This window comes from Methanolobus chelungpuianus, assembly GCF_024500045.1.
GTDB lineage: Archaea > Halobacteriota > Methanosarcinia > Methanosarcinales > Methanosarcinaceae > Methanolobus > Methanolobus chelungpuianus.
In genome coordinates this window covers 250,485-262,257 of the sequence record NZ_JTEO01000005.1, presented here as the reverse complement: position 1 = coordinate 262,257, position 11,773 = coordinate 250,485, and the positions used below count along the sequence as shown (strand labels likewise).

Below are 11,773 nucleotides of genomic sequence, written 5' to 3'. Positions count from 1 at the left end.
AGCTATGTAATGAGAACTACTAGTACCTGGGCAAATGCTGTATCGGATCAAAAAGGAGACATGTCATTCAAGTTATTGTGATGACTGCACCTGAGATATCCGAACATTTTATGCACAGTCTAATGTGGATCGGAGGACCTATGTCCTTCATCCACACTTCTTTTAAAAGCTAATATCAGGATTTATTAAGGTAACCTCTGCAATCAGGCTGATTCTTCTAATTGTTTTGATCCTGCTGTTCTTTTTCCGATATTGGGATTCGTTCTCAGGAGTGTCAATTAAGATTTAAACTTGGATTTGTCAAGTATAAATTATTCTGGGTCATGGAATTAAATTACTATAAATAGAAAAATCACTTATTCATTATAGTTCTAGATTACAACCTCCTTAGAGGGTGCATCATAAATGAAAAAGATATCCTTAATATTGTGTTCATATCAAAGAAAAGAACTAAAGTTTGATCGCTGCTAATAGAAGGAGGTACAAAAATGGAAAAAATTATGGCTGGGTATAGATTGCGCATAGATTTTCTTATACAATTCCTTGTCTTCCTGTATAGCCGAAAATATAATGACTTAAGTTTAATTTTACACTCTGCAGGGAATATGCTAACCTGATGATCTAAGGAATGCATTTTCAGTACAGTTATATATAATTATAATTATACAGTGCTATATGTTATAAAATCTCATTAGGGGTGCATGCGAATATGAAAAAAATTATGATCCTTGGAGCCGCTAAAACACAGGTTCCGATAATTAAACTGGCCAAGGAACGTAGATTTGAAGTTATTGTTGTCAGTTGCTCAGGTGATTATCCCGGTTTAAAATATGCAGATAAGATATGCGAAATTGACATAACCGACAAAGAAAAAGTATTGGAAGCTGCTGCAAAAGAGCAGGTCGACGGGATAGTTACGGATCAGCTTGATTTCCCGGTTCCAACCATTGCTTATGTCACTGAGAAACTGGGCCTGCCAGGTATCGGATATGACTGTGCTCTGAAATTCACTAATAAATATTTAATGCGTAACGAATGCACTAAATTGGGAATAAAGAACCCGGAATACTATAGGGTCTCAACTTTGGACGAGGCCAGGGAAAAGTGCCTGGATATTGGTCTTCCGGTGATCATAAAGCCCACGGATAGCGCGGGCAGCAGAGGCATATATGTCATACGGAACATTAATGAGCTGGAGGATAAATTCAACCACTCAATTGCTTTCTCTAAAGAGGACTGCTTGATTGTAGAAAAGTACATCGAGGGACCAGAGTATGTAATTGCAGGCTTTGCTTCAAATTACAAATTCACTAATTTAGCTATCGGGAAAAGGCAGTTGTTCGATATCCCCGATATATTCATTCCCAGCAAAACCCTTTTCACATCTGTTGCAGAGAATGATATCGAGGAGCAGCTATTTAGAACGAATAAAGCTCTAATCGAGGGTTTTGGTTTAAAGTTTGGTGTTACCCATTGCGAATACATAGTTGAAGAAGCAACGGGAGATATATACCTTGTGGAATGTGCTGCCCGAGGTGCCGCTATATGTATCTCATCTCATCTAATACCATTAGCTACGGGCATTGACGTAAACAGTCTCTTACTTGATGTTGCTGTGGGGAATGCAGAGGAGATAGATGTTCAAAACATAGAGAGTGATGTATCCGGATATTTACTGTTCACGCTGCCAAAGGGCTTTGTTAAGGAGATCAGAGGTTTTGAAAAGATAAGATCAATATCAGGTGTACAGAAAGTGTATATTGATCCTCTGTTTGTAGGAATGGAAACTAAAGTCATGACCGATAAAGGCCAGCGTCTGGGTCCTATCCTCATCAAAGGTAAAACTAAAGAAGAATGCGAAAATACAATAAGTGAAATAAAAGCTCTGTTTGAGATCGATGTGGAGACCTCTGAGGGAGTAAAAGGTATAATATGGTGATATGGCATTGAAGAGATTGGCTGCACAGAGTTATTAATCTCGTGCATTAATAATTTTGTCTTCGATCCCCCTGCCTCATATTATTATTTTACCAACTTTATCCTGCTCTTCTCCTCTATCTTTTTCAGGACCTGTCAATCGCTTGTACATCTTAAGGCCCGAATGCTCCTCTTACTTCTTAAAACTCCTGCAGCAATGCCTTTGAACTTCTCACAGCATAATTACTTTGGTAAAACTCATCTATGACTTTCTTGCCTCTCTGGATATTGATTTCCTTAATTGATAAAAAGTCATTTAAAAGTAAAATTAATGTAAATAAAAGCATGCTAAGATTGTGGTAGAAGAACACTCCAATAACTAAAAGTGGATACAGCCTCATTTACTTAATAGTAGCGTACTTTGCACTCAAACATGATTCAATTACTTTGATAACACTTTGTACTTCACCTGAACTCATTCCCGGATATATGGGAAGGCACATTATTCGCTTTGATATATCGCCTGATATATATTTCAAGCTCTGCGAATTCATATAAGGCAGTGTGTCCAGGGATGGAAAGAAATATCTGCGTGGGTTTATGCCTTGCTTGTTCATTTCATCTTTTATTTCCAAAAGCACTTCTTCGCTCTCTAAGAGCACAGGAACGTAGCTATAGTTATTACTGGCACTCGGGTTATATTTTATGAACTTCAAAAGCCCCTCCAAAGACTTTTGGTATTGATGCCATATATTTTTACGTTCTGTCATGATCGTACCTATTTCATCAAGTACGCATAAACCCATTGCTGCCTGAAATTCATTCATCTTGGCATTAATGCCTACTCCTACAACCGAATTAGAGTTATCAATTCCAAAATTGATCATTAGACGGGCTTTATTATAAGCGTCCCTGTCTTTAAAGATAATTGCTCCACCCTCTATCGTATGGAACAGTTTGGTGGCATGAAAGCTCAGTGTTGTTGCATCACCGTAGGCCAGAAGGCTCTTTCCTTTATACTGCACCCCAAAGGCATGCGCTCCATCATAGATGACCTTTAGATCTCTCTCAGACGCTATTTTACTTATCTGTTCAACTTCACAGGAATTCCCAAAAACATGTACTGGTACTATTGCTGTAGTTCTTGATGTTATGGCGTCCTCTATTTTGGAAGGGTCCATGCACAGGGTTTCAGGATCTATGTCTACAAAGACCGGTTCAATTCTCTCCCAGACCAGTGAACTTGTCGTTGCTACAAAACTGAATGGAGTGGTTATTGCTTGTCCGGACAAACTAAAAACCCTATATGCAATCTGTAAAGCAACTGTCCCATTAGATACCAGAAGAAGATTCTCAACACCTAGATATTCCTGTAATCTCTTTGTCAGTTCCTGGACTAATGGACCGTTATTGGTTAAAATGGATGTCTCATATATACTGTCAATATATTCATCCAATTTTTCCCTTTCAGGTAAATATGGTCTGGTTACGTTGATCATTTATTGGCCCTGCATTCGTTCTTGCTTTTATGGTTATTGAATATTGCAGCCATACTGTTTGGCTCGGGAGCATGATACTGGCTTCATATTAATACATACCTGCCAAGCATATCTCTAATCTCCTCTGTGGAATTGAACATCATCACATCGATTATTGATAGACTTGGCACAAACTCGTTTTGGAACTGCTCGTATTCAATGTTATCAGATTTAATGAATTTAAGCTCAATCCCATTTTCAGCAAAGATCTCCTTATCATAAAGTTCCAGGCCGCCGATTGCATTGATATATATATCTGCATTGGCTTTTTTACATGTTTCGATAACACGGTCCTGCTTCTTTAAAGAATGATCCATTTCGATATGCGATAATACAAGAATCTCGGTTGTGATCCCGAGGTAGATGGAAATGACCTTCACCGAATTAAAGATAAATGAAAAAAGGTTCTCTTCTTTACATAGGAAGCACTGCTCCAAAACAGGCATTACCTCTTTGAAATGAGGAGCTTTCCGATATGCACTCTCAATTCTTCTAAGTATCTTAGCTGCATCCTTTTCAAAGTATTGGTCTGCTATATACCTGTCACAGATATCCAGATCACGTGAGTCTTTCTTAAGAGGGACTGTAAACATTGCAGGCTTACCGTCCTGGAGGATGTAATTGTGACGCATCCACCCTTTTTTCGTGAACTGCATGTTATCGCAAATGATGTACTTATCAACCGCATTCAAAAGTTGCCAATAGCCAATGTAAGGAAGAAAATATGGCTGCATTATTCCTATTTTCATAAGATCACTATACTCTCAAAGCTAAAAAGATAGACATAGCAATTCATTCATCGTTACAGTCCCTGAAATCCACATTATAGTGGTGCAAATACCATTTTACGGTTTTCACAATTCCGCTTTCAAAATTCTCTTCTGCTTTCCAGCAAAGGTCATTCTCTATCTTACTTGCGTCGATAGCATATCTTTTATCATGCCCGTGCCTGTCCTCAACATAAGTTATCTGGTCTAGGTAGCTTCCTTTTTGTTTTGGCTTGAGTTTATCCAGTGTTTGGCATATTTTGGTGGCAACATAGTTATTCTCTTTCTCGTTCCTGCCGCCGATATTATATGTTTCGCCAGCTTTCCCTTTATGATAAGCTATGTCTATTGCTTTGCAATGGTCAAGTACATATAACCAGTCACGAATATTCTTGCCATTACCATATATCGGTATCGGCCTGCCATGGATGGCGTTTCGGATCACCGTGGGAATTAATTTCTCATCATGCTGCTTTTGCCCATAGTTATTTGAACAGTTTGTGATTATGGTATTTAATCCATAAGTATGGTAGTAGCTTCTGACTATCATATCACTGCCTGCTTTGCTAGCACTGTATGGTGAATTTGGAGCATATGGAGTTCTTTCGGTAAAAAGTCCGGTTTCACCTAACGTCCCATATACCTCATCAGTCGATATGTGGTGAAAACGGGGAAGTGATAGCTTTTGATCGTCAGATGAATGATTGCACTCCCGGATATATTCTTTCTTATAACTAAATGGTTTTTCCATCCAGAACTTGTAGGCTACATCGATAAGAGTATGGGTCCCAATGACATTTGTCCTTACGAACACATCAGGCTGCTTGATAGAATTGTCAACATGTGATTCAGCTGCAAAATGAATAACACTATTGATGGAGTATTCCTTGAATATGAATTCTACCAATTCGCGGTTGCAAATATCTCCCTTTATGAATTTATATCTTGGATTGCCTTCGACCTCTTTCAGGTTATCCAGGTTACCTGCATATGTTAATAGGTCAAGGTTAATAATATTGTACTCGTTATACTTGTCTATTATATAGGTAATAAAATTACTCCCTATAAAACCTGCTCCACCTGTTATCAGTATATTGTTATCAGATGTCATTCAATAACCCTTGTAGATATTGGCCATAGTCGGTCTTTTTAAGTATATTTGCCGTCTTAAGAAGCTGCTCTTGACTCATCCATCCGTTGTTGTAAGCAATCTCTTCTAGACAGGCAATTTTGAACCCTTGCCTTTGTTCGATGGTTTGTACAAAATGGCTTGCAGCTATCAGACTATCATGAGTTCCCGTATCAAGCCAGGCAAATCCACGTCCCAGAAGTTCGACCTTCAAATTTCCTCTTCTTAGGTATTCCTCGTTGACAGATGTGATCTCCAGTTCACCCCTTTCTGAAGGTTTGCAATTCTTTGCTATCTCAATCACATTGTTATCATAGAAATATAGCCCGGTTACAGCATACTGTGACTTTGGATTTTCCGGTTTTTCTTCTATACTCAAGACATTTTTATTTTTATCAAAAGTCACCACTCCGAATCTTTCGGGGTCTTTCACCTGATACCCAAAGATAACTGCACCGTCTTTAATTTCTGCTGATTTCCTTAAGAGTGGAGAGAACCCCGGCCCATAAAATATATTGTCCCCCAGGACCAGACAAACACTATCGTCGCCAATGAACTCCTCCCCAAGAATAAATGCCTGGGCTAAGCCGTCAGGAGATGGTTGAACTTTATATGAGATGGAAAGCCCCAAGCCGGAACCATCGCCAAAAAGTTTTTCGAACGAGGGTAGGTCATTCGGGGTTGAAATTATCAGTATTTCCTTGATGCCTGACAACATTAGCACAGATAATGGATAATAGATCATGGGCTTATCGTATATTGGCAAAAGCTGCTTACATATGGGAAATGTGACAGGATATAGTCTAGTCCCATTACCGCCTGCTAGTATAATACCTTTCATCTTAGATCTCCTTTAATATAACTATTATATTATCATTAGTAACTGGGTATTTGTATTGGTTTGCATATATTTTATATATGTATCTATATAACTTTTCTCAGCAAAGGGTGTGTAGAAAATTTATGTTCTTATAAATGCGTGCTTCAAGGTTGAAATACCAATGCTACTGTCTGAATGCTTAAACAAAGCACAATATGATCTCATTTCTGTTTGGATTTGTAGAACTATTAATTGGATATTAAATAGGTTTCCACAATAAGCCCTATTTCCATGTATAGGTTTCATAGATCCTTATTATATTTTCACTCTATGATCTCAGGTAGATCAGGAATCCGATCAGCAGCAGATATCCTTGTTATTTATAACGCAGTCTTGCAGTGTTCTTACAATTTCCAGAGAGGACTGATCTGTTCTTCCAGCTGATTGGCCTTTATTCTTCCTGTTAGTTGTATTCCTCGACTCATCAAATTAAAAGGATTGAGCTTATTTTTTATCCCGGAAATGGGATTTCTGTCTGGTTCAAAAAACAGATTCATTATAAATGCTATATGTCCGAATCCGTTCAGATTGAGTCTTTATTTGTATAACAGATTAAATGCGATCAATTAAAGAAGTGTTAATCATGGTTAGAAGTACATCCACAATGACCATTAAGAGAATCCATTGGAGTCAGAAGATCGGGCAAATGGGCCTGAATAATTAAAGCTGATTCCGGAGATGTCGGATTCCATGTGTTCATTTGATGTTCATAAGCATCAAAGCCTTTCGAGATATTTCAGATATTAAAGACTTGAAATAGATGAAGCAGATGCTTATCTCCTAAATCCCGGTACATGGCATCTTGTTCTATGTTCATATCGTTGATGTATATGCACATGAAAATTTGGCTTTATGAGAGCATGTTGAGGCATGAACCATGAAGTATCAGAAAACAACAAGGACCGTTTTTTTATTGCTTACATTTTTCGTATCCTTAGCTAATACTGCACTTGCATTAGATGCCATCGATGTTGGGCCGGCAAACGAGATCAATATTCTGAGCGGCGGATCAAGCAATCTGCTTAAAAGCCCCACAGCTAAAATGGCTATTAAATACGTGGCTCCGGCTGATACCGTAATCGATAAGGTGATGCTGCTTCCGGGATGTGATTTTCCGGAAACGGATCAGCCATTGTGGGACGTTCAGATACAGACCAACTCCGGAAGCTATCCCAGCGGCACAGTACTTGGGAAAGGCACATTATCCAATCCTAAGGACAGGATATGGTCCACGGTTGACATATCGCCGAATGTGGCCCTGAAAAAAGGCCAGACCTACTGGATCGTTGTTCAATACCTAAGCGGACCAACCCCTACAAGCACCAAAAGCTGGGTGGGTTTTTATGCATCCAAGTCTACAGATGCTATTTCAGGAGATATCTACCTTCCTTATGACTACAATGAGATAAATAAGGGTCTAAATGATAAGGTGGCAAGGACAAGTGTAGCATATTTCGATGGAACTAAGTGGCGTAACGATCCTAATGGGCGCATTATACCTACTTTTGTTCTTCAGTTCACTGACGGTACTTACCACGGACAGCCTTATCGCCACAACTATGCGATGATCTACGGAACCAACAAAGTAGGTCAGGTATTCACGAATTACGATCAAGAGAAAGTTATCACTCAGATCTCAATGCCATGGAACACTTTCCACGCCACTGATTTATCAGTCAGTCCGAAGGACAGTTTGTATTATTATATCTGTGAGAACGATTACAATGGGAAAGTCATTTCAAGCGGTGTTTTCCTGTCTGCTGACGAGGTCTATATCTCCGGCAGTGGCACCGGGGTATTTGACAGGCGATGGTATACTCTGACCTTGAAGGACCCCATTCTCTTAGAAAAGGGTAAGACATATTTCATGTACTTCAGTAGCCCGGGCTCGACCACAAGTTCTTATTGGTGCACGGATGCAGGTAATTCTTTAATTGATGTTGATCCTGCGCTTCAGAGCATTCTTAGCTCTACGACCCATGATGGAGCGTCAAGCTATGTAGTAAGGACCTATGGCAGCTGGTCGGGTGCTGTAACGGACATAGGAAGGGATATGTCATTCAAGTTTTCAGGCTATATTATCGGGGGCTCCGAAGATCCCTCTGCCAACCCGGATACTGACAACCCCGGATCAACTCCCGAAACTTCAGGCTCTGGCATTTCATTCCTGCCTTCTGAGACCGATCTCACTGCCAGTGTGGGTGAATCTAGCACCTTCAGCGTAAACTCTGATGAGCAGTTCATCAGTAAGCAATGGTACATCACCGGTGTACAAATGTCCAGCGGCGATACCTATACGCATCGGTGGGATGCCCCAGGCTCATTCAGTGTGAGGTTTGAAGGAATCACGGATCTTGGCACTGTGTCAAGGACATGGAATGTATTGGTCACAGGCTCTGAACATTCATACATCAGCATTGTCCCATCTGCAAATGTGGTGGCTCCAGGTGAAGCATTCTCTGTTGATGTGTATATAGATCCAAAACAACCCCTCGCAGGATCCCAGTTCAATTTGCAATACGGCAGCCTTGCTTCTGCTGTATCGGTAGTAGAGGGTGGATTGTTCAAAGCCGGCAGCCTGACCAGCATATTCCAGAGCGGAATGATCGATAGTTCTGCCGGGATACTCACAAATGTCTACTCTGCCATAATAGGCTCCGGAACGGTTTCAACACCTGGAACCGTAGCCACGATCAATATGATCGCTGGTCCCTCGAGCGGACTAATGGAACTGACACTGTCCAATGTGGTAGTGAGCGATGCATATTCCAACTCTGCTCCCTGTGATATCTACTGTGCCTCCGTGCTTGTGGACACGGCGCCTGTATTTGATACCATCCCTGAGGTTTCTGTAGAGGAAGAATCAACCCTTACATTTGCAGTGAGCGCTACAGATGCTGAAGGTGACCCCCTGACATACTCCGTCGGATACATTCCGCAAGGTGCTGCATTCGATGTGTCTTCAGGGATCTTCAGTTGGACTCCCTCGGCAGGTCAAGAAGGCATATACAGTGTAAGATTCAACGTCAACGACGGTTATCTTAATGATAGTGCAGTCGCGACCATTACAGTAACCCCCCTTAACCGCGCACCAGTGATAACCCTCTTCGAGCCCGCCTCAGGCTCGGTGTTCGAGGAAGGCCGGACCATTAACATGCGAGTGCTTGCAGAGGATCCCGAGAACCAGATACTTAGCTACGCTATACTCATCAATGAAGTGCAGGTAAGTAACCATGCAAACTATCAGTGGATCACTGACTATTCCTCTGCGGGTACATACCTGATAGATGTCATTGTAAGTGACGGGAACAGTTATGTGAGCCAGGCCTATGCGATCACTGTCACCGATGTCCATCCAAGGTGGGATGTCAATCAGGATGGCATTGTCAACATCCTAGACATAACTCTGGTCGGGCAGAACTATGGAAAAGTCTATTCAGGTAGCCTGCCTCGTTGGGATGTCAATCAGGATGGTATCGTAAACGTTCAGGACATGTCCCTTGTAGCTGCCCGTTTTGGAGAGACATTCAAGTGATGCATTGTTGCGTCACTATGTCCTTTTTTCTTTGTATGCGGCTCCCGTGCGATATATGGGGCTGTTTTAGACCTCATATCCGGGACTACTGTCGGAGACCACCGGTTTGAAGTAGTTCCTGCAACCCGATCCAGGACCTTGATGGCAGTATTGCGGTTGCGATCAATACTCATTTATTCAACTGGTGCGTGCCAAAGAATTCTGTCAGCATAATAAAGGCTTTAACTGAAAAGTGCATTAGCACTATAAGTTTGAGATATCGAGGCCATAATGCCCAAAACCACATTCTGTCTTGGATCAAATGCAATGAGACGCTGGATATTCTTTTTAGGCATTCTTCTGAGGTATGAACCATGAAATTCCAGAGGATAGCCGGGGCCATAGTCTTGTTATTCATCTTTTTCATACCCTTAGCTAATTCTGCACCTGCATTGGATGCCGTCGATCTTGGTCCTGTGAATGAGATCAATATTCTGAGCGGCGGATCAAGCAATCTGCTTAAAAGCCCGACAGCTAAAATGGCTATTAAATATGTGGCTCCTGCTGATATTACACTCGATGAGGTAATGCTGCTTCCGGGATGTGATTTTCCGGAAACGGATCAGCCACTGTGGGGTGTTCAGATACAGACCAACTCCGGAAGTTACCCAAGCGGCACAGTACTTGGGAAAGGCACATTATCCAATCCTAAGGACCGGATATGGTCCACGGTTGACATATCGCCGAATGTGGCCCTGAAAAAAGGCCAGACCTACTGGATCGTTGTTCAATACCTAAGCGGACCAACCCCTACAAGCACCAAAAGCTGGGTAGGTTTTTATGCATCCAAGTCGACAGACGGTATTTCCGGAGATATCTACCTTCCTTATGACTACAATGGGGAAAACAAGGGTCGAAATGACAAGGTGGCAAGGACAAATGTAGCATATTTCGATGGGAAAAAGTGGAACACCGATCCCAGCGAACGTAACATGCCTAATTTTGTTTTAATATTTACTGATGGTACTTACCACGGACAGCCTTATCGCCACAACTATGCGATGATCTACGGGACCAACAAAGTAGGTCAGGTATTCACGAATTACGATCAAGAGAAAGTTATCACTCAGATCTCAATGCCATGGAACACTTTCCATGCAACTGGTTCATCAGTCCGTCCGAAGGATGATTTGTATTATTATATCTGTGAGAACGATTACAACGGGAAAGTCATTTCAAGCGGTGTTTTCCTGTCTGCTGACGAGGTCTATGTCTCCGGCAGTGGCACCGGGGTATTTGACAGGCGATGGTATACTCTGACCTTGAAGGACCCCATTCTCTTAGAGAAGGGTAAGACATATTTCATGTACTTCAGCAGCCCTAAATCAACTAAAGCTTCTCGGTGGTGCACGGATGCGGGTAATTCTTTAATTGATGTTGATCCTGCGCTTCAGAGCATTCTTAGCTCGGCAACATATGATGGGACATCAAGCTATGTAGTAAGGACCTCTGGCAGCTGGTCGGACGCTGTGACGGATATAGGAAGGGATATGTCATTCAAGTTCTTAGTTTATGGTATCGAGAATACCGGAGACTCTTCTGACTATCCGGGTACTGACAATTCTGCATCAAGCTCTGATTCCTGGTTACGGAATTTCGTTGTTTTCCTCCGTGATTTTTTCCGCGCCCCGCTTGAGTGATCAGTCCCTTAATATATCTTATCACAGTCCACTTATCACTATTCAAAAAAAGGATAAGCCCCTTCCCTTTATGGGAAGGATAGTTCACTTCGCTCCAAGTTTCCGCAGGAGGATGCATCCGATATTTGCTCAGGCACTTTCAAGTGCATCCTCTAAGTCATATGTAATGTCCAATTAAAAGCCACATTTTTTGTCTTCCGGAGAATCTCTATCGTTACAGCGAGTGCTCCGGACCATACACCGGCTGGTCCTTCGAACCTGCTTCAGGTTCGGTATTCGAGGAAGGCCAGACCACGGACTTGAAAGTGGCTGCAGATGATCCGAAAAA

The 11,773-nt window shown here is 41.6% G+C and carries 7 protein-coding genes; 3 read left to right on the top strand and 4 right to left on the bottom strand.

What is annotated here, in order from left to right:
• Positions 1-709: 709 nt before the first annotated feature.
• Positions 710-1,939, top strand: a complete 1,230-nt coding sequence (locus PV02_RS10260) for an ATP-grasp domain-containing protein (RefSeq protein ID WP_256623319.1) — start codon at positions 710-712, stop codon at positions 1,937-1,939.
• A gap of 379 nt (positions 1,940-2,318) precedes the next feature.
• Here the strand turns inward: PV02_RS10260 and PV02_RS10255 are convergent, their stop codons facing one another.
• From PV02_RS10255 to rfbA, 4 genes are all read right to left on the bottom strand, one after another.
• Positions 2,319-3,416, bottom strand: a complete 1,098-nt coding sequence (locus PV02_RS10255; protein WP_256623318.1) for a DegT/DnrJ/EryC1/StrS family aminotransferase — start codon at positions 3,414-3,416, stop codon at positions 2,319-2,321.
• An 83-nt stretch (positions 3,417-3,499) separates the two neighbouring features.
• Positions 3,500-4,204: a WbqC family protein gene (locus tag PV02_RS10250; protein WP_256623317.1), complete on the bottom strand. Its 705-nt coding sequence runs from the start codon at positions 4,202-4,204 to the stop codon at positions 3,500-3,502.
• 43 nt (positions 4,205-4,247) lie between these two features.
• Positions 4,248-5,333 carry a dTDP-glucose 4,6-dehydratase gene (gene rfbB, locus PV02_RS10245; protein WP_256623316.1) on the bottom strand — a complete coding sequence of 362 codons (1,086 nt, stop codon included), beginning with the start codon at positions 5,331-5,333 and terminating at the stop codon, positions 4,248-4,250.
• Positions 5,323-6,192: a glucose-1-phosphate thymidylyltransferase RfbA gene (gene rfbA, locus PV02_RS10240; protein ID WP_256623315.1), complete on the bottom strand. Its 870-nt coding sequence runs from the start codon at positions 6,190-6,192 to the stop codon at positions 5,323-5,325. Before rfbA ends, rfbB begins: the two co-directional genes overlap by 11 nt.
• A 916-nt stretch (positions 6,193-7,108) precedes the next feature.
• Between rfbA and PV02_RS10235 the strand changes: the two genes are divergently transcribed.
• Both PV02_RS10235 and PV02_RS10230 read left to right on the top strand, forming a co-directional pair.
• Positions 7,109-9,766: a putative Ig domain-containing protein gene (locus tag PV02_RS10235; RefSeq protein WP_256623314.1), complete on the top strand. Its 2,658-nt coding sequence runs from the start codon at positions 7,109-7,111 to the stop codon at positions 9,764-9,766.
• A 353-nt stretch (positions 9,767-10,119) separates the two neighbouring features.
• Positions 10,120-11,445, top strand: coding sequence for a hypothetical protein (locus tag PV02_RS10230; RefSeq protein WP_256623313.1), 1,326 nt, complete (start codon positions 10,120-10,122; stop codon positions 11,443-11,445).
• Positions 11,446-11,773: the final 328 nt, after the last annotated feature.

Coding starts and splice junctions, on each gene's coding strand:
- PV02_RS10260 (WP_256623319.1), top strand. CDS start 710: ATGAAAAAAATTATGATCCTTGGAGCCGCTAAAACACAGGTTCCGATA.
- PV02_RS10255 (WP_256623318.1), bottom strand. CDS start 3,416: ATGATCAACGTAACCAGACCATATTTACCTGAAAGGGAAAAATTGGAT.
- PV02_RS10250 (WP_256623317.1), bottom strand. CDS start 4,204: ATGAAAATAGGAATAATGCAGCCATATTTTCTTCCTTACATTGGCTAT.
- rfbB (WP_256623316.1), bottom strand. CDS start 5,333: ATGACATCTGATAACAATATACTGATAACAGGTGGAGCAGGTTTTATA.
- rfbA (WP_256623315.1), bottom strand. CDS start 6,192: ATGAAAGGTATTATACTAGCAGGCGGTAATGGGACTAGACTATATCCT.
- PV02_RS10235 (WP_256623314.1), top strand. CDS start 7,109: ATGAAGTATCAGAAAACAACAAGGACCGTTTTTTTATTGCTTACATTT.
- PV02_RS10230 (WP_256623313.1), top strand. CDS start 10,120: ATGAAATTCCAGAGGATAGCCGGGGCCATAGTCTTGTTATTCATCTTT.